At 70.2% G+C, this 21,244-nt stretch carries 19 protein-coding genes and 1 pseudogene; 9 read left to right on the top strand and 11 right to left on the bottom strand.

The genetic code is table 11. The features are described from left to right. Nucleotides 1-50 precede the first annotated feature (50 nt). Genes ACJ5H2_RS22105 through ACJ5H2_RS22085 form a run of 5 tightly spaced genes read right to left on the bottom strand, consistent with a single transcriptional unit; the run spans nt 51 to nt 6,774 of the window. The gene (locus tag ACJ5H2_RS22105; protein ID WP_408899876.1) at nt 51-707 is read right to left on the bottom strand and encodes a GntR family transcriptional regulator; all 657 of its coding nucleotides are present in this window, start codon (nt 705-707) and stop codon (nt 51-53) included. Nucleotides 708-727: 20 nt separating this feature from the next. Further along, nucleotides 728-3,064 (bottom strand): xanthine dehydrogenase family protein molybdopterin-binding subunit, encoded by a 2,337-nt coding sequence (locus ACJ5H2_RS22100; RefSeq protein WP_408899875.1) that lies wholly within the window; start codon nt 3,062-3,064, stop codon nt 728-730. Continuing rightward, on the bottom strand, nt 3,057-3,545 hold the full coding sequence (locus tag ACJ5H2_RS22095; RefSeq protein ID WP_408899874.1) for a (2Fe-2S)-binding protein: 489 nt from the start codon (nt 3,543-3,545) through the stop codon (nt 3,057-3,059). Before ACJ5H2_RS22095 ends, ACJ5H2_RS22100 begins: the two co-directional genes overlap by 8 nt. After that, on the bottom strand, nt 3,542-5,908 hold the full coding sequence (locus ACJ5H2_RS22090) for a xanthine dehydrogenase family protein molybdopterin-binding subunit (RefSeq protein ID WP_408899873.1): 2,367 nt from the start codon (nt 5,906-5,908) through the stop codon (nt 3,542-3,544). The genes ACJ5H2_RS22095 and ACJ5H2_RS22090 overlap by 4 nt, the downstream gene beginning before the upstream one ends. After that, the gene (locus tag ACJ5H2_RS22085) at nt 5,905-6,774 is read right to left on the bottom strand and encodes an FAD binding domain-containing protein (protein ID WP_408899872.1); all 870 of its coding nucleotides are present in this window, start codon (nt 6,772-6,774) and stop codon (nt 5,905-5,907) included. The genes ACJ5H2_RS22090 and ACJ5H2_RS22085 overlap by 4 nt, the downstream gene beginning before the upstream one ends. Nucleotides 6,775-6,852: 78 nt before the next feature. On the opposite strand from ACJ5H2_RS22085, the gene ACJ5H2_RS22080 reads away from it, so the two are divergent. The 4 genes from ACJ5H2_RS22080 to ACJ5H2_RS22065 are packed head-to-tail and all read left to right on the top strand — an operon-like array spanning nt 6,853 to nt 10,065. Beyond that, nucleotides 6,853-7,572, top strand: a complete 720-nt coding sequence (locus ACJ5H2_RS22080) for an enoyl-CoA hydratase/isomerase family protein (RefSeq protein WP_408899871.1) — start codon at nt 6,853-6,855, stop codon at nt 7,570-7,572. A 56-nt stretch (nt 7,573-7,628) separates the two neighbouring features. Then, nucleotides 7,629-8,426 carry an SDR family NAD(P)-dependent oxidoreductase gene (locus tag ACJ5H2_RS22075; protein ID WP_408899870.1) on the top strand — a complete coding sequence of 266 codons (798 nt, stop codon included), beginning with the start codon at nt 7,629-7,631 and terminating at the stop codon, nt 8,424-8,426. Then, nucleotides 8,426-9,151 carry an SRPBCC family protein gene (locus tag ACJ5H2_RS22070; protein ID WP_408899869.1) on the top strand — a complete coding sequence of 242 codons (726 nt, stop codon included), beginning with the start codon at nt 8,426-8,428 and terminating at the stop codon, nt 9,149-9,151. Before ACJ5H2_RS22075 ends, ACJ5H2_RS22070 begins: the two co-directional genes overlap by 1 nt. A 32-nt stretch (nt 9,152-9,183) precedes the next feature. Then, a complete protein-coding gene (locus ACJ5H2_RS22065) occupies nt 9,184-10,065 on the top strand; it encodes an alpha/beta fold hydrolase (RefSeq protein ID WP_408899868.1) in 882 nt (293 codons plus the stop codon). 100 nt (nt 10,066-10,165) lie between these two features. Here the strand turns inward: ACJ5H2_RS22065 and ACJ5H2_RS22060 are convergent, their stop codons facing one another. Beyond that, a complete protein-coding gene (locus ACJ5H2_RS22060; RefSeq protein ID WP_408899867.1) occupies nt 10,166-11,029 on the bottom strand; it encodes a 3-hydroxybutyryl-CoA dehydrogenase in 864 nt (287 codons plus the stop codon). 12 nt (nt 11,030-11,041) lie between these two features. Then, complete coding sequence (locus ACJ5H2_RS22055) at nt 11,042-12,220, bottom strand: acyl-CoA dehydrogenase family protein (RefSeq protein WP_408899866.1); 1,179 nt, start codon at nt 12,218-12,220, stop codon at nt 11,042-11,044. A 116-nt stretch (nt 12,221-12,336) separates the two neighbouring features. Here ACJ5H2_RS22055 and ACJ5H2_RS22050 point away from each other — a divergent pair, with 116 nt between their 5' ends. From ACJ5H2_RS22050 to ACJ5H2_RS22030, 5 genes and pseudogenes are all read left to right on the top strand, one after another. Then, nucleotides 12,337-13,020, top strand: a complete 684-nt coding sequence (locus ACJ5H2_RS22050; protein WP_408899865.1) for a TetR/AcrR family transcriptional regulator — start codon at nt 12,337-12,339, stop codon at nt 13,018-13,020. Beyond that, nucleotides 13,013-14,251, top strand: coding sequence for a CaiB/BaiF CoA transferase family protein (locus ACJ5H2_RS22045; protein WP_408899864.1), 1,239 nt, complete (start codon nt 13,013-13,015; stop codon nt 14,249-14,251). Before ACJ5H2_RS22050 ends, ACJ5H2_RS22045 begins: the two co-directional genes overlap by 8 nt. Before the next feature lie 60 nt (nt 14,252-14,311). Then, nucleotides 14,312-14,683, top strand: coding sequence for a hypothetical protein (locus tag ACJ5H2_RS22040; protein ID WP_408899863.1), 372 nt, complete (start codon nt 14,312-14,314; stop codon nt 14,681-14,683). A gap of 517 nt (nt 14,684-15,200) precedes the next feature. After that, nucleotides 15,201-15,923 (top strand): annotated as a pseudogene (locus ACJ5H2_RS22035) (relaxase domain-containing protein); the annotation flags it as partial. An 870-nt stretch (nt 15,924-16,793) separates the two neighbouring features. After that, a complete protein-coding gene (locus ACJ5H2_RS22030) occupies nt 16,794-17,117 on the top strand; it encodes a hypothetical protein (protein ID WP_408899862.1) in 324 nt (107 codons plus the stop codon). A 1,126-nt stretch (nt 17,118-18,243) separates the two neighbouring features. On the opposite strand, the gene ACJ5H2_RS22025 is transcribed toward ACJ5H2_RS22030, so the two are convergent. From ACJ5H2_RS22025 to ACJ5H2_RS22010, 4 genes are all read right to left on the bottom strand, one after another. Beyond that, complete coding sequence (locus ACJ5H2_RS22025; protein WP_408899861.1) at nt 18,244-18,888, bottom strand: prepilin peptidase; 645 nt, start codon at nt 18,886-18,888, stop codon at nt 18,244-18,246. 76 nt (nt 18,889-18,964) lie between these two features. After that, a complete protein-coding gene (locus ACJ5H2_RS22020) occupies nt 18,965-19,558 on the bottom strand; it encodes a hypothetical protein (RefSeq protein WP_408899860.1) in 594 nt (197 codons plus the stop codon). Next, nucleotides 19,555-20,649 carry a hypothetical protein gene (locus ACJ5H2_RS22015; RefSeq protein WP_408899859.1) on the bottom strand — a complete coding sequence of 365 codons (1,095 nt, stop codon included), beginning with the start codon at nt 20,647-20,649 and terminating at the stop codon, nt 19,555-19,557. Before ACJ5H2_RS22015 ends, ACJ5H2_RS22020 begins: the two co-directional genes overlap by 4 nt. Next, entirely contained in the window at nt 20,649-21,206 is a 558-nt protein-coding gene (locus ACJ5H2_RS22010; protein WP_408899858.1) for a hypothetical protein, read from the bottom strand. Before ACJ5H2_RS22010 ends, ACJ5H2_RS22015 begins: the two co-directional genes overlap by 1 nt. Nucleotides 21,207-21,244: the final 38 nt, after the last annotated feature.

The raw sequence follows: 21,244 nt of genomic DNA, 5'->3' as shown, positions 1-21,244 counted from the left end.
GGCCCCCGAGGGACCAGCCCATCGGTCAACCGGTCCGGGATGCCTGGCGCTCAGCCGCCGCCGATCTCGTCGTCCATGTGACGGGTCGAGAGAATGTGGACGCGGGTGATCTCCGCTGCACGCTCCTGATCGCGCGCGGCGAGAGCGTCGATCAGCTCGTCGTGCTGGGCCGCAGACTCGGCGTGCGATCGGGTGACCTTGGGGCCCTGGGGCATGGCCTGCCAGAGCAGCCGCATCATCGACAGCAGCATCGGAGACGCCGCTGCCTCGTAGATCGCGAAGTGGAATTCGCGGTTGAGGGCGCTGTAGCGCTCGTGGTCGTCCAGGTTGCTCTTCATGGCGTCGCTCAGCTCGCGCAACCTACGCAGCTGGTCTTCGGTCACCGCCTCGGCCGCCAGCCGGGCTCCGAGCGGCTCGAGGGCTGCGCGCAGCAGCGAGTTGTCCTGCACGATGCCGTTCCGCGACGCCGCGACCGTGGAGCCGCGGTGCGGGTCGTTCACGACCAGCCCTTCGGACTCAAGTCGGCGGAGCGCTTCGCGCACCGGGGTCTGACTGACACCGAACCGCGCGGCGAGGTCGCGCTGCCGCAACGGCTCCGATGCGGTCAGTTCGCCGCTGATGATCAGCTCGCGCAGCATCGCGCACACGATGTCGCTCTTGGACGAGTAGTGCATCGCGGGCAGCTTGCTGACTGCGGGGATCGACACGACGGGCCTCTCTCTAGCCGTTAGTCAATAGTAGGCGAACCGATGTGCTCGGTCCGATCCTTCTCCACTCCCCGGGTGGTCCGGGCGCCTGCGGCGAGCAGGCCCAGCACGACACCTGGTGACAGCGGGAGCTGCGGCACGGCAGGCACCCGTACGGCGTCACTGACCGCGCTCGCGATGGCGGCTCCTGCTCCGGTCAGGCCACCCTCGCCCGCGCCTCGGACGCCGAGTGCGTTGGTCGTCGCCGGCACGTCCTCACTCACGATCAGCTCGATGTCCGGGATCTCACTCGCGGTGGGCATCAGGTAGTCCATGAAGGTGGTCGCCTGGGGCTGCCCCGCGTCGTCGTACTGGAACTGCTCCAGCAGGGCGCCGCCGACACCCTGGGCGACGCCACCGAGCAGCTGGCCCTCGACGAGCTGCGGGTTGATGGCGCGGCCGACCTCGTAGGCGACGAGGTAGCCGCGGACCGCCACGCCACCGGTGCCCGGGTCCACCTCGACCAAGCAGACATGCGTGCCGTAGGGATAGGTCATGTGGTCAACGCTGAATCGGTGCCGCGCCCACAGTCCGGCCGGCTCGTCGGCTCCGAGCAGCTCGCTGCTGGGCTGGGACGCGCCCCAGACCTGCGCCAGCGTGAGCGAGCAGTCGGGCACACCGCGCACCCGGACCGTGCCCGCGACGAGCTCGAGGTCGCCAGGCTCCACCTCGAGTGCGCGACCGGCGAGCTCCCGCACCCGGGCGGCGACCGCCTGACCCGCACCTCGTACGGCGTTGCCGGCCATGACCGTGGAGCGACTCGCCCAGGACCCGGTCCCGTAGGGCTGCAGCTGGCTGTCCCCGTTGATCACCTCGATCGCCTCCATGGCGACGCCGAGCTCATCGGCCACCACCTGTGCGAGCACCGTCTCGATGCCCTGCCCCAGCGACGTCCCGCCGCTGTGGACACGGACCCGCCCGGTAGAGGTGATCTCCACGTCGGCCGTGTCGTGCGGTCCGAGGCCGCTCTTCTCCAGGAAGTTCGAGACGCCGATGCCGAGCAGCCGCCCCGCGTCGCGGCCCTGTCGGACGAGGTCGTGCCAGCCGAGCTCGTCGACGCGCGAGAGAGCGCGCTCCATCAGCCCGCCGTAGTCACCGGAGTCGAGCAGCATGTCGGTGCCCAAGGCGTCCAGGGGACGGTCGAGAGGCAGCTCGGCACTGGTCAGTAGGTTGCGGCGGCGCAGCTCGATGCGGTCCATCCCGAGGGTATCCGCGGCCAGGTCGAACAACTGCTCGCGGACGGTGGTCCCCTCGAACCGCCCGGGAGCGCGGTAGGTGCCGCAGGGCGTCTTGTTGGTCAGCGCCACGCGGACGCGACCGGAGTAGGCGGGCACCCGGTAGGGCCCGGGCAGCATGGCGAGGGTCAGCTCCGGGACGATGACCCCGTGGGTGCGGATGTAGCCGCCGTTGTCGTGCCACACGTCGTCGCGCAGGCCCATGATGACGCCGTCCGCATCGAGGGCCACCTCGATGCGGTGGTGCTGCTCGCGTGAGTGGTTGACCGCGACCAGGTGCTCGGCCCGGTCCTCGGTCCAGGCGACCGGCTTGCCGAGCCGGCGTGCGACCCAAGGGGCCAGGAAGTCCTCAGGATAGAACTCGCCTCGGACACCGAACCCGCCGCCGGCATCGACGTGGTGCATCCGGATGTCGTAGGCGTCCATGCCGAGCAGGTCGGCCAGCACCTGCCGGTTGAACACGGGCACCTTGGTGGAGCCGTAGATGTCGAGGTGCCCGTCGGGACCGACCTCGACGACCAGGGAGCGGGGCTCCATGGGCACGGCCGTGTGCCGCCCCACGTGGAAGTCGAGCGACACGACGTGCTCGGCCGACCCGAAGGCCGCGTCGACGTCGCCGTACCCCAGGGTGAAGTCCGCGGCGATGCGCGAGTCGTCCGCGTCCGGTGCGTGGAGGAGCACGTCCCCCGGCTCGATGTCGACCTCGACGAGCTCGGCGCCGTCCTCGGCCGTGTAGGCGTCCTCGGCCACGACGACCGCCACGGGCTCCCCGACGTAGCGCACGTGGGTGCTCGCCAGCACCGGTTGCAGGTGTTCGCTCAGGTCGATGCCGCGGACGGTGAGCCGGACCGGGATTCTAAGGTCGCCGGGGAGATCTGCGGCGCTGAACACCGCCACCACCCCGGGGAGGTCCCGCGCTGCCTGGGTGGCCACCTCCAGGATCCGGCCGGCAGCGACGGAGGAGCGGACGACGCGCAGGTGGAGGGTGCGAGGGCGCTGGACGTCGGCACCGAACCGACCGTGCCCGGCGAGGAGCCGCGGGTCCTCCTTCCGCGACGCACGGGTGCCCAGGAGCTCAACCATGCGCGAGACCCCGTCGCATCTTGGCGACCTCGCAGACCGCGTCCACGATGCCCTGGTAGCCGGTGCAGCGACACAGGTTGGCGGAGACGACCTCGCGCACGTCCTCTCGGTCGCCGTCGGGCTCGGTGGCGAGGTAGGCCTCGGCCAGCATGAGGAAACCAGGGGTGCAGAAGCCGCACTGCAGACCGTGGTGGCGGGAGAACGCCTGCTGTAGGTCGTTGAGCTCGCCATCGGTGGCGAGGCCCTCGACGGTGCTCACCTCCTGCCCGTCGGTCTGCACGCCGAAGATGAGGCAGGCGCGGACCGGCTCTCCGTCGAGCAGCACGGTGCAGGCCCCGCAGATGCCGTGCTCACAGCCCAGGTGGGTGCCGGTGAGGCCCAAGTCGGTGCGCAGCACGTCCGCCAAGGTGCGCCGCGAGTCGATCAGCACCTCGTGCTCCTCGCCGTTGACCTTCATCGTCACCAAGTGCTGGTCCTTCATGTCGCCTCCTGGACGGTGGGGGCCGACGCGAGCGCGTCGACGAGCTGGGCCGGCGTGACGGGCACGTGCTGGAATCGAGTGGAGTGGTGCCGCAGCGCATCGTTGATGGCCGACAGGACCGTGGCGGGCGCGCCGATCGTGCCTCCCTCCCCCATCCCCTTGGCGCCGGTGTCGGTCTGGTCACTGGGTGTCTCGAGGTGGTGCACAGTGATCGGCGGGATCTCGGTGGCAGTCGGGACGAGGTAGTCCATGAACGTCCCTGCTCCCGGCTGCCCCTCCGCCGAGTAGGCGAGCTCCTCGAGGAGCGCGGCGGCGATTCCCTGGGCGACCCCCCCACGGACCTGGCCGTCCACGATCATCGGGTTGATCACCACGCCGCAGTCCTCCACGACGATGTAGTCGATGACGTCGACGCCTCCTGTCCCGGGATCGATCTCGACGAGCGCGGCGTGGCAGGCATTCGAGAACATGCCGGGAGGGTCGGCCATTCCCCGCGCCTCGAGCAGGTGGTCGCCCCGGCCGGTCAGGGTCTGGGAACGGAAGTGCACCGAGGCGGCGATCTCGTCGATGGACACACCGATGCCCTCGACGCCTCGGACCGTCGCCTTACCGTCGGCGAGCTCGATGTCGCCGGCGTCCGCCTCGAGGATGTCGGCGGCCACCTCGCGCAGCTGGTCGGCCAGTCGCCCGGAGGCGACGGACGCGGCCCCGCCCCCGATGACCAGGGAACGACTGCCGAAGGTCCCCCAGCCGAAGCTGGTGACCTCGGTGTCGCCCTGCCGGAGCTTCACCCGGTCCGGGTGGATGCCCAGGCGGTCCGCGACGATCTGGGCGAAGGTCGTCTCGTGCCCCTGGCCGTGACCGCAGGTGCCGCTCGTGACGACCACGTCGCCGGAGGCGTCCATGCGCACGTGCGACACCTCGAAGCCCGGTGTCATCTGCATCTTGCGCAGGCCCATCGTGGCGGTGCCGTAGGCGGTGCGCTCGGAGAAGTTGGCGATGCCGATGCCGTACAGGCGGTCGCCGTCGGACGAGTCCCGGCGCTCCCACCAGCCGGACGCGCGGGTCTCGTCCAGGCACTTCTCGAGCGACTCGAGATACGAGCCCGGGTCGTAGGTGATGCCGTTGGCACCGATGAAGGGGAAGTCCTCTGAGGCGATGGTGTTGAGCCGGCGGATATCGATGCGGTCGATCCCGAGCCGGTCGGCAGCCCGGTCCATCAGCCCCTCCATGACCATGACGATCTGGGGACGCGACACACCCCGATAGGGCGCTGTCGGGGGCTTGTTGGTGGCGTACCCGCGGGCTCGGGCGGCGTACCTCGGCACCTTGTAGACACCGGGGAGCTCGGTTGCCGCCATCAGCGGCTCGACCGCGCACGAGAAGGGGTAGGCCGAGTAGGCGCCGATGTTGCAGCGGATGTCCGCGTCCAGCCCGACCAGCGTGCCGTCGGCTCGGAAGCCGGCGCGGACGTGGTACTCCTGCTCGCGCCCGTGAAAGGAGGAGATGAGGTTCTCCTGGCGGTCCTCCGACCAGCGCACCGGACGCCGGCACTGCCGCGCGATCGCAGCCACCACCACCTCCTCACGCCCGACCACGCACTTGAGTCCGAACCCGCCGCCGACGTCGGGTGCGATGACCCGAACGCCTCGTTCCGGGAGGCCGAGCGCGAGGGCGACTCCGGTACGCACCTGGTGCGGGACCTGCGTGGACAAGGTGAGGACCAACTGCTCGTCCCGGTCGACCCACTCGGCCAGGCAGGTCCGGGGCTCCATGGGCGCGGCGTGGACCCGACCGCTGCGGAAGGTCTCCTCGAGCACCAGGTCAGCGGCGGCGAGCTCAGCATCGAGCATGTCGTCGGTGAACATCTCGAGGTCGACGAGCACTCCCTCGGGGGCGTCGTCGTGGAGTGGGACGGAGCCGGGCACGTCGCCGATGGTCATGACGGCCGGCGTCTCCTCGATGTCGACCACGACGTCCTCGGCGGCGTCCTCAGCGAGGTAGCGGTCTCGGGCGACGACTGCGGCAACGGGCTCGCCCGCGTACCGGACGCGGTCGTGGGCCAGCAGCGGCATCAGCGTGGGGATGAACTCGTCGCGCTCAAGCACCGCGGTGAGGCCGACATGACCGAGGTCTGCTGACGTCACGACCTCCAGCACGCCGTCCCGTGCGAGGGCCTCGCTGACGTCGATGTCCCGCACGGTGCCGGACGCCACCGGGCTGCGGACGAAGGCGACGTGGAAGGCATGTGGCTCGGCGATGTCGTCGGTGAACCGCCCGGCCCCCCTCAGCATCCGGGAGTCCTCGCGCCGGGGGAGCCGGTTCCCCACCCAACGGGTGGGCTTCTCGGCCGGCGTGGTCATCTGGTCGCCCCAACGGCGAGCGCTTCGGCCACGCCTCGCCGGGTGAGGTTCTCGACCAGGTGACGCCGGTACGCCGCGTCGCCGTTGAGGTCGCTGGGCGGGTTCAGGTCGGCGGCTGCGGCCCTGCTCGCCTCGACGACGGCGTCCCCGTCGACAGCAGCCCCCTCAAGGATGCTCTCCGCCTCCGAAGCGCGTACCGGCGTGGCAGCCACCCCACCGAGCACGATGCCCACGTCGGAGAACCGTCCGTCGACCACGTCGAAGGCCAGGCCGACGGCGGCGATGGCGAAATCGCCCCGCCGGCGTGCGTACTCGGTCATGGCGCCGTGGCCGCGGGGGCGTGTGAAGCGCGTCTCGACCACCATCTCGCCGGGGTCGCTCGCGGTCGTGAGGAACCCGCCGAACCACTCCTGGGCGGGGACCTCCCGCTGTCCGGCTGGACCCTGCACCACGATGCGGGCGTCGAAGAGTCGGGCCAGCAGGCACCACTCCGCCGTCGGGTCCGAGTGGGCGATGCTGCCGCCCACCGTCCCCCGTGCGCGGATGGGGTAGTGGCCGATCCAGCGCGCAGCGCGTGGGAGGAGCCCGAACCCCTCCAGGACGCCCGGGTCGCGCGACGTCTCCACGGCGCGGTGCCGGGCGAGAGCGCCGACGTGGAGCTCATCGCCCTCCCGGCGGATGTGGTCCAACCCCGCGATGCGCATCACGTCCACCAAGGCACTGGGGCGTGCGAGCCGGAAGTTCATCATCGGCGCGAGCGACTGCCCCCCGGCAAGGATCTTGGCATCCTCGCCGAGCTCGTCGAGAAGGCTCACGACCTCTTCCACGGTGTAGGCGCGGTGGTACTCGTATGCTGCCGGCTTCATGGGTCAGCCCCTTTCCACTCCGTGATATACCATATCTCACAGGTGATGGAACCACATCGCCAGCCGGAGGAGGCCGCGATGAGCGGGTTGTTGAACGACATCCACCGTCCGAGCAGTGGTCCGACCGTGCGACTTCTGCGCCTCGACCGGGCAGCGCGGCGCAATGCGCTGGACATGGCCGCGGTGGAGGGACTTCTCGACGCCCTGAACGGTGCCCCCGAGCAGTGCGTCGTGCTGGGCAGCTCGACGCCCGGCATGTTCTGCGCGGGCGCGGACCTCGGCGTTCCGGACGCGGAGCGGGCCGAGGTCAGCGAGCGGCTCTACGAGTGCTACGAGGCGATCGTTCGGCGCCCCGGACTGGTGGCCGCAGTGGTCGACGGGGCTGCGGTCGGCGGCGGCGCTCAACTCGCCGCGGCCGCCGACATCCGGGTGGCTGGTCCATCGGCCAGATGGCGTTGGGTGGGTCCCGGCCACGGGTTGGCCGTCGGCGCGTGGATCCTCCCCCACCTGGTGGGTCGTTCGCGGGCGCTCGACCTCACGCTCACCGGACGATGGCTGGAGCTGCCGGAGGCGCGGGATGCGGGGTTCGTCCACAGGGTGGATGAGGATCCCTGGGCCGCGACACTGGCGCTGGTCGAGGATCTCGGCCGTCTCGACTCGGCGGCTCTCGCCACGGTCAAGGCGATCGCCACGTCCCCGCAGGTGCTGGAGTCCCTCGAGCACGAACGCCGGCGCAACGGCGAGTCGTGGGACGGCCACGCGCCGCCCCCACCGAGGGCCGCCTCGGCACACCCTTGACGGCGCATTCGAAGTGATATTTGATATACCAGATACCACAACCTTCCGGAGGAACTATGGATCTCGATCTGCACGGCAAGAAGGCCTTCGTCACCGGCGCCAGCAAGGGCATCGGACGCGAGGTCGCTCGCACGCTCGCCCACGAGGGCTGCGACGTCGTCATCACCGCCCGCGGCCAGGAGGACCTGGAGAAGACCGCGGCCGAGCTCAGTGAGGAAACCGGACGCCGCGTTGTCGCCAAGGCCGGCGACATGAGCCAGGACGCGGACGTCGCTCGCTGCGTCGCGGAGGCGATCGACGAGCTCGGCGGAATCGACATCCTGGTGACGTGCGCCGGCAGCTCACCCGGTGGACTGCTCGAGGAACTCACCGACGAGCAGTGGATGCAGAGCCTCAACCTCAAGTTCATGGGCTACGTCCGCACCGTGCGTCACGTCGTCCCGCACATGGTGGAGCGCGGCAGCGGCTCGATCGTCCTGGTGGTCGGCAACGACGGCCTCAAGCCGAGCTTCTGGGAGATGACCGCCGGTGCGGCCAACGCAGCGGACCTCAACTTCGCCAGCTCCGTCGCTGACCAGTACGGACCCAAGGGCATCCGGGTCAACACGGTCAACCCCGGCCCCGTCGACACCGACCGGTGGGACACGTTGGAGAAGGCGTTCGCCCGCGACATGGGCGTCGACCAGGCCGAGGCCCGCCGCAGGGCCGAGACCTCCATCCCCTTCGGCAGGATCACCCAGCCGCAGGAGGTGGCCAACCTGGTCGCCTTCCTCGCCTCCGACGCGGCGGCTAGCATCCACGGCGCCCACGTGCCGATCGACGGCGCGCAGCGCAAGGCTCTGATGGAGCGCTGATGCAGCTCTCCAACTCCTTCACGATCGATCGACCCCTGGCCGAGGTCTACCAGGCCTTCCTCCAGGTCGAACGGATCGCCACGTGCATGCCCGGCTCGACGTTGCTCGGGCAGCCCGAACCGGGTACGTACGAGGGTGAGGTCAAGGTCAAGGTCGGCCCGCTGGGCGTGACGTACGCCGGCCAGTTCGTCATCCTCGACGCCGACGAGGCCGCCCACCGCCTGACCATGCGTGCCAAAGGCCGGGAGAAGCGCGGCGCCGGCAATGCCGACGCCCATATCGTCGCGACCCTGTCGGAGTCCCCCGCCGGAACCGTCGTGCAGGTCGACGCCGATCTCGACATCCGCGGCAAGGTCGCGCAGTTCGGGCGAGGGGTCATCGGTGAGGTGACCGACGGAATCATGCAGACCTTCGCACGCAACCTCGAGGACCTGCTCCGCAGCGGGGGTGTGTCGGGACCAGCGCCTGCGACGAGTGGCGGTGCCACCGCTCCCCCGGACGTCTTGGCGGCCGCGGCCGCTGCACCCGGTCCTGCGCCGGCACCCGAACCGGCCGCCGCTCCGGCGGGTGCCGAGTTGGACGCGTGGGCCCTCATCGTGCGCCCCATGCTCCAGCGCCACGGCGCCGGCATCGCGTCCGTCGTCCTCTCGGGGCTCGCAGCCTGGGTGGGCGCCCGGGCAGGCGCTCGGAGCGGCGCGCGACGGCGCTACTTCGAGCACCGCTGACGTCACGACCACGCCGACCACGAGGAGCGACCATGCCCACAGCCACCACCGACGATGGCGTCCGGATCCACTACGACGAGACCGGTACGGGGACGGCCATCTTGTTCCTGCACGAGTTCGCAGGCGATCACCGCTCGTGGGAGCCGCAGGTACGACGGTTCTCCCGCACCCACCGGTGCCTGGTGCCTGCCGCGCGCGGCTTCGCGCCGAGCGACGTGCCGGCCGACCCGGCGTCGTACAGTCAGGCCCGGGCCGTGGCCGACGCGGTCGCCGTTCTCGACGCTGCGGGCGTGGACCGCGCGTTCGTCGTCGGCAACTCCATGGGCGGGTTCACCGCCTTGCACTTCGCGCTGCGCCACCCGGACCGGACGCTCGGTTCGGTGGTCGCCGGCTGCGGCTACGGCGCTCACCCGGACAAGGAGGCGACGTTCCGCGAGGAGTCGGAGAAGGTCGCCGTCGCGTTCGACACCGAGGGGTCGGAGGCCATGTCGCAGTGGTACGGCGTCGGCCCGGCGCGGGTGCAGTACCTGGCCAAGGACCCTCGTGGCCACGCCGAGCACGTGCGTGTCCTGGCCGAGCACGACCCCCTCGGGGCAGCACACACCATGCGGGGAGTTCAGAAGGCGCGACCCTCGCTCTATGCGATGGCCGAGGACCTCGCCGCGATGACGGCTCCCGTCCTCGTCATCGCCGGCGATGAGGACAACGGTGTGCTCGAGACCGATCTGATGCTCAAGCGCACCATCCCCCGTTGCGGGCTGGCGATCCTCCCGAAGTCGGGTCACGTGACGAACCTCGAGGAGCCGGAGCTCTTCAACGAGCTGGTCCAGCGGTTCATGACGGCCGTCGAGCACGAGGCCTGGGGCGAGCGCGACCCCCGTGCCCTGTCGACATCGACTGTCGGCGCCAAGTAGTCGTCCTCGGCCAACCCCACGGGACGGCCGGTCTCGTGCCTCGCGGCGCGAGACCGGCCGTTCTTCGTGCGCGGAGGCGGGACACCTCCCGCAGGACAGCTCAGGGATAGGTGTGGAACCCGCGGCCCGCTTTGCGTCCCAGCAATCCGGCGTCGACCATCCGGGCCAGGAGCGGCGGCGGGGCATAGAGCGGCTCCTTGAACTCCTCGTAGAGCGACTCGGCCACCGCCTTCGTGGTGTCGAGGCCAATGAGGTCGGCCAGGGCGAGCGGGCCCTGCGGGTGCGCGGCACCGAGCACCAGTCCGCGGTCGATGTCCTCCGCGGTGGCGAAGCCCGATTCCAGCATCCGGATGGCCGAGAGCACGAACGGGATGAGCAGGGCATTGACGATGAACCCGGCCCGGTCCTGGCTGTCGATCGCCCGCTTGTCGAGCGGGCCCTGCACGAAGTGCCGCGCCCGTTCCGTGACGTCGTCGGCCGTGAGCAGGCTCGGCACGAGCTCCACTAGCCGGAGCACCGGCACCGGGTTGAAGAAGTGGATGCCGAGTACGTTCTGGGGGCGCGACGTGACCACGCCGAGCTTCATGATCGGGATCGAGGACGTGTTGGAGGCCAGGATCGCCTCGGGGTCCGCGACGATCTCGTCGAGGCGCCGGAACAGCTCCACCTTGGCGCCCTCGTCCTCGACGATGGCCTCGATGACCAGCTGCCGATCGGCCAGCTCGAGAAGGTCGGTCGTCACGCGGATGCGGGCCATGACTGCGTCGACTGCGTCGATCTTGCCCTTCGACGCAGCCCGGGTGAGCGAGCGGCCGAGACGTTCTCGCGCTGTCCGCGCCACCGCCTCCGACGACTCGACCACGACGACGTCCGACCCGGCGCGCGCACACACCTCCGCGATGCCGGCGCCCATCAGACCGCCCCCGACGATCCCGACGCGGTCGATGTCCGTATTCCCTGTCATGCGGCACGCTCCTCAGCGGAAGGCGGCGGAGCCGGTCAGCGACTGACCGATGACGAGCTGGTGCACTTCGGAGGTGCCCTCGTAGGTGAGCACCGACTCGAGGTTGTTGGCATGACGCATGATCGGGAACTCGAGGGTGATGCCGGCCGCGCCCAAGAGCGTGCGGCACTCGCGAGCGATGGCGATGGCTTCGCGCACGTTGTTCAGCTTCCCGACGCTGACCTGATCCGACGAGAGCTTCCCCTCGTCCTTGAGCCGACCCAGGTGCAGCGCGAGAAGCATGCCCTTGCCGAGCTCCACACTCATGTCGGCGAGCTTGGCCTGCGTGAGCTGGTAGGCGGCGAGCGGCTTGTCGAAGATCTCGCGCGTCGCGGCGTACTCGATGGCGGTCTCCAGGCAGTCGCGGGCGGCACCGAGGGCTCCGAAGACGATGCCGAAGCGCGCCTCGTTGAGGCACGACAGCGGGCCGGAGAGCCCTGACGCCTCAGGCAGCACCGCGGACCCGGGAAGGCGGACGTTGTCCAGCACGAGCTCACTGGTGACCGAGGCCCGCAGCGACAGCTTCTTCTTGATCTCCGGCGCCGAGAATCCCGGGGCGTCGGCGGGAACGACGAAGCCGCGCACCTTGTCCTCTGTCTGCGCCCACACCACCGCAACGTCGGCGACGGAGCCGTTGGTGATCCACATCTTGTTGCCCGTGAGGAGCCAGTCGTCTCCGTCCCGCACGGCGCGTGTGCGCATGCCGGCGGGGTTCGACCCGAAGTCGGGCTCGGTCAGGCCGAAGCAGCCGATCGCCTCGCCCGCGGCCATCCGCGGCAGCCACTCCTGCTTCTGCTCCTCCGACCCGTGCTGCCAGATGGCGAACATCGCCAGCGACCCTTGGACGGAGACGAGCGAGCGGATGCCGGAGTCACCGGCTTCGAGCTCCATGCAGGCCAGGCCGTAGGCGGTCGCGCTGGTCCCGGCGCAGCCGTAGCCCTCCAGGTGCATGCCCAGCACGCCGAGCTCGCCGAGCTCACGGGCCAGCTCCCGGACCGGCAACGACCCGTTCTCGTACCACTCCGGGAGCCCGGGCTTGAGCCGGTCCTCGACGAAGCGCCGGACGGTGTCGCGCATGGCGCGCTCGTCCTCGCCGATGAGCGGATCGGTCGCGAACAGGTCGAGCGGGGCGACGGGCGTGCGCGGAGCCATGGAGGTTCCCTTCGGGGCGGTCGATGTACCTAACGGTGTCAGGAAAACAATAACCAAACAATGTTAGGATTGGCAAGCCGTGCGGGACGCGCGCGGCGGACCACAGGGAGGCGGCGATGGGCCGACCACGTACTCCGCTGCTGAGCCGGGACCTCATCCGGGACGCGGCGCTGGCTATGATCGACGAGCACGGCCTCGCCGCTCTCTCGATGCGGCGGCTCGCCCTGGAGCTCGGCGTCCAGGCCGCCTCGCTCTACACGCACTACCCCACCAAGGAGACCGTCCTCGATGCGGTGGCCAACCTCCTGGTGCGCGATGTCGACACCGGGGGGTTCGAGGAAGGGTGGCGGCCCGGGCTGTTGCGATGGGCCCGCTCCTACCACGCCGCCCTCGTCGCGCACCCCCGCGCCGTGCCCATCATCGCCTCGGGCACCCAGCGCCGCGAGGAGTTCCTGGCGATGGCCAACGCCGTCCATGGCGGCCTTGTGGGAGCCGGCTGGCCGGCTCGACGAGCCACGGAGATCTCGGGCGCGGTGAAGTACCTGGTGATCGGCGCCGCGTCGACGCCGTTCGCGTCCGGCTTCGCCGACGACGTACAGGTCTACCTCGACCGCTACCCGCACCTCGCCCAGGCGCACCGGCTACGGTCCGAGGCGGCGCGCATCGACCGGGACTCCTTCGAGGTCGGGCTCACGGCACTGGTCCGGGGGCTGGAGCCGGGTCCGGACCCGCGTTCCCATATGATCGATGATATACCACCGCGGACGGCGGCGAACCTCACAGGAGAGACCGATGGCTGACCCACATGCCTCGCACGTGCCCGACGACGCGAAGCCGGAGGCCGGCCCGCTCCACGGCGTCACGGTCATCGACCTCACCCGGGCACTGGCCGGCCCGACGTGCACGGCCCTGCTCGGCGACCTCGGCGCCGACGTCATCAAGGTCGAGGGACTTCCCGGCGGCGACGGCGCCCGCAGCTGGGCGCCGTTCGAGGGCGACGAGAGCCTCTACTTCGCCTCGGTCAATCGGAACAAGACCTCCCTTGCCCTCACGCTGAGGGACCCGCGAGCGCTCGAGGTGCTCGACAGGCTGCTCGCCACTGCGGACGTGCTGGTCGAGAACTTCCGCCCCGGCACCCTGGCGGCCATGGGCCTGGCGCCCGACATCCTGCGCCGGAAGTTCCCCAGGCTGGTCATCGCCAGCATCTCCGGCTTCGGCTCACGCGGTCCCGAGCAGTCCACTCCAGGCCTCGACCAGGTCGCGCAGGGGATGTCAGGCCTCATGTCGCTGACGGGTCCGGACAGCGCCCACCCCACCCGGGTCGGGGTTCCCATCATCGACTCCATCACCGGGGTCATGGCCGCGCTGGCGATCAGCGCCGCCCTGGCCGGACGAGGCCGTACGGGCCACGGCAGCCATGTCGAGACGTCGCTCCTGGAGACGGGCATCAACATGCTGTCCTTCCAGGCCCAGCGCTACCTCTCACTCGGCGAGGTCCCCTCCGGTCACGGCAACGACCATCCCGTGATCTGGCCCTACGGCACCTTCAGGACCGCTCGCGAGGAGATCAACATCGCGGCCGGCAACGAGCCCCAGTGGCGTGCCCTGTGCCAGGTGCTGGGCGAGCCCGAGCTCGCCGATCGTCCCGAGTTCAGCAATGGCCGTGATCGGCTGGCGCGTCGGGAGGAGCTCCGCGCCGAGATCGAGCGACTCCTGAGCGTTCGGGACGCTCGCGACTGGATTCCCGACCTCCGGGACGCGGGCATCCCCGCTGGGCCGGTCCACCGTCTCGACGAGGTGTTCGCCGACCCGCAGGTCATGGCCCTGGACATGGTCCAGGAGGTCACGTCCGGCGCCGGGTCGCCGCTCCCCCTCGTGCGCGGCCCGATCACGGTCGACGGGAACATCCCGGAGATCCGGCTGAGTCCGCCCTCGCTGGGTCGGGACTCCGAGGACATCCTGCGGGCGACAGGCCTGTCAGAAGGAGAGATCGAGGAGCTCGTGCGCGCGGGCGTGGTCGGGCCCGGCTAAGCTGCCCATGTCGTGGGCTGCCGGTTGGGCGATGACGTCCCAGGACGTGGCCGGACCGAGGTGGTTGACGCTGCGGTTCTCCTGACCCAGTTCGAGATCCCGCTTGAGGTCGTCGAAGCCGCCATCTCCTCCGCCCGCGGACTGGTGGTGGCGAATCCCGCTCCGTACCAGCCCTTTCCGCCGAGCACGCTGCGCGATGCCTACGTCTGCGTCCCCAACCTGCCGGAGTTCGCCGCCATATGCGGGGTGGCCAACGTCGCTCTTGACGAGGTCGAGCAGCTGCTGATGCGGGCTCCTGTTGCTGGGAGCGCTCGTTGTCACCCTGAGGGCGACGGGGCTGTGGTGCGGACCCCCGAAGCACGTGAGGTCGTCTGGGTGCGCGCGCCCGCCACGGACGTGGTCGATACACCGGCGCCGGTGACTGCCTACTAGTGGAGCCTTGGCTGTCGCACTCGCGGTAGGGGCCGACATCGTCGAGGCCAGACGGTTCGCCGTCGAGGCGGCGTCAGCCTCGACCACCGGCGCTGGCGCCCGCGCATCAATCCCACGCGGGCTCAATTGGCTCGATCTCTCACACGAGGGCCCGGGCGGACCACGTGACTCGACGATCGTGCGACCGAAGCAGGGTGACGGAACTCCGCATCTTGGGTCTCCCCGCGCGCGTGGCCCGCTGTCCGACGAAGAAGCAACAGGGCAAACTGGAGCATGCTCGTGCGTACCGGTTGCACCCCGCGCCCATTGAAGTTTGGCGTTACCGCAGGTCAGCGGGCCGAGGTCATTACTATTACGACATCCCACATCCACTTGTTCTTCATCACCCCCTTCAAGCCGGAACGCATGCTACGAAGGACGTAGATGGGTCGCCCGGGTTCGGGCGGCCCACGCGGCACTTCTGGGGGTCCGTTGGTTGTCGACGGACGCGTTGGGACTCGGGTCCGGGGTGGTCGGCGTGCATGGCGGGGTCAAGTTCTACCGGGGCGCGGCCAAGGCGGCGCGCGCCCTACGTCGAGCAGGACCTATCCCGGGCCGATGACTACTACCTCGCCGAGGGCACCGGCATCGCGAACCGTTACCTCGCCGGCCCGGACCACGTCGACCGGGCCGCGGATCTGACCGGGGACACCCACGAGCGATGGGTGGCCGGCATCGATGTCGACACCGGTCGTCCGAAGGGCCGACTACGCGACGACGCCAAGGCGTTGCGGTTCGTCGAGGTCACCGTCGACGGCCCGAAGACCTGGTCCCTCGCCGCTGCCCTGCATCCCGATGTGTCGGCCGCCTTGGATGCGGCGCAGGACCGGGCGGCCGAGCAGATCATCGGCTGGGTCGCCCAGCACGCCACCACCCGGATCGGGCCACGTGGCCGGCAGGTGCAGGTCCCGGTGGAGCAGATCGAGGCGGCGGTGATCCGGCACTACACCTCCCGCACCGGGGACCCGCACCGCCACCTCCACCTACAGATCAACGCCCGCGTCTACGCGGCCGCCGGTGCGTGGCGGGGCAGCCACTCGGTCGGGATCCGGGACAGCATCGAGGCGATCAACGGGATCGGGCACGCCGCGGTCGCCACCGACCCCAGTTCCGCGCCACCCTGGCCGCCCACGGGTTCACGCTCGACCCCGAGACCGGCGACATCCAGCAGCTGACCCCGTTCGTGGGGGCGTTCAGCGCACCGTTCCCGTCTGGTCGCGACCCACCAGACCTCGATCTTCGCCGCGGCGAGCGACCCGGCCGTCTCGGCGTGCAGGTCGCGGTAGCGGGGAAAGTCGGGCAGGGCGATCACGCTGCCCCACTCCGGCTCCTTGCCGCGCAGGCGCATGGCGGCCAGCACAGCTTGGGAGTACCAGTGGCCGGCCTGGGTGCTCGGGCTGGTGCGCTTGGCCTCGCCGGCGCGGGCCGGGTCGGCGTAGTTGCGGCTGGGGAACCCCTTGACCTCCACCCCGACGGTGCGGCCGTCGCGGGCGGCGATTACGTCGATGCCGTGCTCCTTGGTCGCGGTGTTGGCCACCGAGAGGATGCGCCATTCCCTCGCCCGCCAGCGCCGTGACCAAGGCGGCCTGGACGTTGGCCTCGGTGTGCCACTCCCCTCCGACCTCAACCGGGGCGGCAGTAGGTCGAGGGGCGGTAGGCGCGGACGTGGCGGCACGCAAGGGCGGTGCCGTCGTGCGTGATTCGACGTTCCCGGCGATCTCGAATCCCAGCGCCGCCAGGTGCCGACGAGCGGTGTGAGAGATGAACTCAGACCGAGGTATCCCCGTGGCGACCTCGAAGGCCTGGACGGCTGGGTGCCACGTCTCGTTGATCCTCACCGCGTGCTTGCGGATCACGTCGGGAGGCACGTCGGTCAGCCGGGCCTCGACGTCCTCACGCGCCAGCTCGTAGCGCTGGCCGTTCAGCGTGAACCGGATCGGCGCACGGCCCTGGCTATTCATGGCCAGAAACTACGGCACCGGCCCGACACAAGGCGGCTGGTTCCGTGCATCCGTTCCGGGCCGCCAGGCACCCGCTACACCCTTCGAACATGTGTTCCACCCTTGGAGTCATGGCAGGCGGTGGCTACGGACGCGGGGCGGGGGTCCCGTTGAAGGACCGCGTCCGCGTCGACCAGGACGCCGCGGACTCCGCGACGGCGATCGCCGAGGCGCCCGAGCACCCCGGGCGGCACTGCTGGGTCAGCGTCCCCGTCGACGCCTCGCAACCGCGCCCAGGCCTGCTTGACTGGAAGCGCGAGGGGCGACGCTGGGAGGCCCTGGTGGTCTGGCACGACGACGCGGCTCTCAGGCCGGTCGTCAAGATGGATTGGCTGCGGACCGAGAACCTGATCCCGGTGCCGGTCGACCCGAACTGGACCGGTCTCGGCGACTGAGGCGATCAGGCGACGCCGAGCTCGTCGTCGAGGTCCTCGAGCGCGAGCGGCGGCACCCATCCCTGGTATTTCGCGTACCGGCGGGCACGAGTCGCCGAGACCCGCTGCGGAACGGTGTCGGTCGTGGGGCAGCGTCATGCACAGCTCGTCGAACAGCGCGTTGGCTTTGCCGGCGGTTGCGACGGTCAGCCGGCGCTCACCGCGGACGATCGGGATGACGTTCGCAGCGTGGCGCAGCCCGAGGCGGCGGCCGAGCTCCGACATCGACCAGCCCAGCGCCACAAGCGCCTGCAGTCGCCGCGACACGGCGGCCGAGCTCTCCTGGTCCAGCACCGCGCCCCACCCCGCCGCAGTCGGCGCCGCCCCGGTCGCGTCCAGGGCGTAGAGCTTCTCGGCGGTCTCACAGAACCCGGCCGCGAGGGCGTCTGAGAGCCGTCGGGCTGGCGCTTGCCGTACATCAGCTTCCACAGCGCCCCGTGCGCGACGCCCGAGCGTTCGGCGATCATCTTGAGGCCTATCCCGACCTGGCGCAGCTCCTGGACGCGGAGACGCAGCGGGTAGGCGTCCGCGCGAAGGCCTTCGAGGAACGGCGATGGACAGCCAGGAGAAAGTCACCGCGACGATCCGTGTCTCTGAGTTGGCGCGCGACGTGCGGGAACGACGTGCGGGAACATCAGGCCGAAGCCGGGTGGCATCCGCTGAGACCCCGGCCGGTCGTCGAAAGAGCCGACCGCATCGAGCACGACCGCCAGGGCGGGGCGCGGCAGTGTCTTGGCGAGTTCACTGGCGCGGACAAGTGTCCATGTGCGCCATCAGGAGCGTGTCACCGGCAGCGGGAGCATCCCGGTCGGGACCGAAGGCCAACAGGTTCACACCCCCACCAGCCCCGACAGCCACCGCATAGCGAGCGGCGAGGTCGGGTAGCCAGCGTCGGAGTACCGCAGGGCGGGGCGGGCCAAAAGGGACGCTCTTTCGACCGACCAGCCCACCTCCTCCAGCTGGTGCCGACAGTGGGCCCGTGCCGTCTCCAGACTCCCGGGGACGTCACGGTGGCGAGGGGTTACGCAGAGCGCTTCGACGTCGCGCCGCAGGCGGGGGACCGTCGCCGGCGCGCTCACCTCGTGGCTCACCAGCCCGCTCCCACGAGAAGGCCCGTCCAGGCACCCAGGACCAGGAACGGTCCCAGCGAGACCCCAGCGCCTCGCAGCGGGCGCCGAGTCACCATCCAACGCACGAGGACGTAGATCAACGCCAGGACCAGGGCCCCGTAGATGCCGACGACGAAGGCCTGCCAGTCAAGCCGCGCCGTCACCAGGCCGACCAGTGCGGCGAGTCGTACATCGCCGAACCCGAGCCCCGCACCGAGGAACCACAGGACCCAGAAGCACGTCCTCGCGATCATGAGCCCGGCGACGGCACGTACCAGCACGTCGAGGTCGCCTGTTGCCGCCCACTCGACAACAAGTGCGACCAGCACGACCAGCGTCGCGGGCACGACCAGGCGCCGCGGCAGGAGACGGGTTCGAGCGTCGATCACGGCCAACGCGTATCCGAGTGGCGCCAGCGGCACCAGGACCACCAATTGCGGGTCGGCTCCCATCGCGGCCCCGAGGAGACCCGCGCCGACGACGGAGACGACGACGCCCACTGGCAGGAACCATCGCTCGGCCGCGATCGCGGCGTAGCTCACCGAGTCGGAGCCTCCGGCGGCGCCGGCATCGCTCTCCCCCGCATCGGCCGGCACCGGTAGCCGTCGCACGAGTGTGGGCACGCCGCACGCCAAGAAGCCAGCGACAGCGGCGCACGCGAGGGCAACGGTCCAGATAGACATGCTGCGTCTACCCGGCTCAGGTGTTCCAGCCGTCGCGCGATTCCAGATGCGCGAACGGACGCGCCGTCGGGTCGGCTCCATCGTCTGCACGCCGCGACGCCACTCCGACCCGTTGCCGCGACATTCCCAGCAGCTCCCCGAGCTTCGCCAGCGACAGGTTCGCCTGAGTCCGCAGGTAGATCAACGTCGATGTGCGTAGGTCGGCGTTGCGCTTCGTCAGCTCGGCCAGGTGATCGTGCAGCACGATGGTGAGCTGGGCGACGCCTTCCGGCCCTCCGTATCGGTCCGACCAGCCCGGCTCCGCCTTCGCGGCCGCGTCAAGGAAGGTTGCCGGGTCGCGGAGCACCTCAGCCACGACCTCGGGAGGCGCGGCGGTCACATCGGCGGGCTGCATACTGCTGACCCTAATGGCGCCGGAGGCGGTCCGGCGGCGGGCTATGTCAGCCTCAACAGCGTCCATCCGGGCCTTGGAGTCCGCGAGCTGCTGCGAACGAACCCCGTCGAGGGCGGCGTGGTGCCAGCATGCGCGCATGCCGTCCTCGGTCTTCGTGGTCGCGGGCTGGTCGCACCAGGCGCAAGGCCGCACGAAATCGACCCTGGCCTCGCTCACGAGCACCCGCTCCCGGGGTCGACGAAGTCGCAGCCGCCGGCACCCGGATCCGTGCCGGTCGCGAGGCCGTAGGTAGCCCAGAGCATCGACTGTGCCTGGTCGGCCTCCAAGGCCTGGCGCTCGGATTCTCGACGCGCCGCCGACCACGTCGACGTGGCCCACGTTGTGGGCTCTGGCACTCGCTCGGCCGGGGTGGCGTAGGTGGGCCAAGACGAGGGCGGTCGCGGTGCTTCGAGCTCGCCACGGACCGCCTGCTCCAGGGCAAGACGCGTGGGCTCGGGCAGCCGGATCAGGTCGCCAAGCATCTCGCGGGCCCGCTCGTAGTACGTGCGGCGCTCCTCCGGTGAGGCGCCGCCGTTCTTCGCCTGCCGCAGTAGCCGCTGGACCTTCTTGATCCGGTCCCGCTCCCGCGGCTCGAACCGGGCGAGGCGCACACGCTCGGCGTGGTGTAGCGCCGCCTGCCACTTGGTCTCGGCAGTGCGGGTGGCCTGGGCGTACCGTTCCACGGCCTCGGCCGCCTTGGGGCGACGCGTCGCGGAGAGGTCCGCGGCCGCGCCGAGAGCCTCGATGAAGGCGCCGGTCTTCGGCTCGGAGACGTCTGAGAGCAGCGGGAACGAGAGCACCTTCTCGATGTCGTGCTGGAAGTCCATCCACCGCTCGCGGAGTCGGTCGTGACGTTGCACCGACTCCTTCCAGATCCGGTCCAGTCGGTCGGCCTCAGCCGCGTCTCGAGTCCTCGCCCGCCGCACCCTCCCGGACACATAGAGCACGACGAACACCGCCGCGATCACGCCTGCTGCACCGGCCGCGATGGAGGCGACCAGCGACCAGTCGATATCCGGCACCGATGGGTCAGGGGCGCGCTTGCCGGCCGGTTCTTGCAGCGCGGAATCGAAGGCGGACCGCAAGATTGGCGGCGCTACGAACCCGAACACGCCACCCATCACGACGGTGCCGAGCCCCCGGTGCTCGCCGTAGGTGACGAGGCCGTTGACGAACTGGATCGCTCCGGTGATCATCATCGCCGCGCCCAGGAAGGGCATGGGCCAGAGCACGATATGCGCCAGCTCTTGGAGCGTTGCGTGGTCCATCAGTGTCCCCTCCCGCGATCGCCGCCGGTCTGCTCGTCTGCGCGGGCACACATTTCGATCAGCCGGTCCACCTGCGTGTGCGCTCGACCGCACACGCACTCCCCGGACTGAACGGCTCCGAGGAGGTAGGCCGCCGTATTCGTGATCTCCTCGTCGAGGCCGACGAGGACGAGGGGAACCGTTGTCTCCGATCGAACGATCGACTCAAGCGACAGCTTCCGGTGTAGGCGGGCTGCCTCGAGGAGCAGCCACGACTCGTGTCGGACGGTCGAGCAGAAACCTGGCTCGTCGACCTCGGCCGCCGCCGCGATGAGAGATCCCAGCTGCTGGCGATGACTGATCGAGAGGTCTTCAAGATCGTCCGTGGTGAAGTCGAGCTTGCTGGTCCGCGGGTCCAGCGCTTCCAGGAGGCTGTACAGCCGCTGGGAGTACTCGGTGAGCATGTCGCGCGGCTCGTCCTCGGTCAGCGCCGTGTGCCACGTCCGGTGCGCCCGCATCCCGACCAGGAGGTACACGATCCCGACCGTGACCATGCCGGACGTCGCGACCGTGAACACCACGGTGATCAGGTCCTCGCCACGGCCCGTCTTCGCAG

The organism is Nocardioides pymetrozini (assembly GCF_046058985.1).
Classification (GTDB): Bacteria; Actinomycetota; Actinomycetes; order Propionibacteriales; family Nocardioidaceae; genus Nocardioides.
Note: the sequence above shows the minus strand (reverse complement) of the source record. Positions and strands in the feature narration are given on the sequence as shown.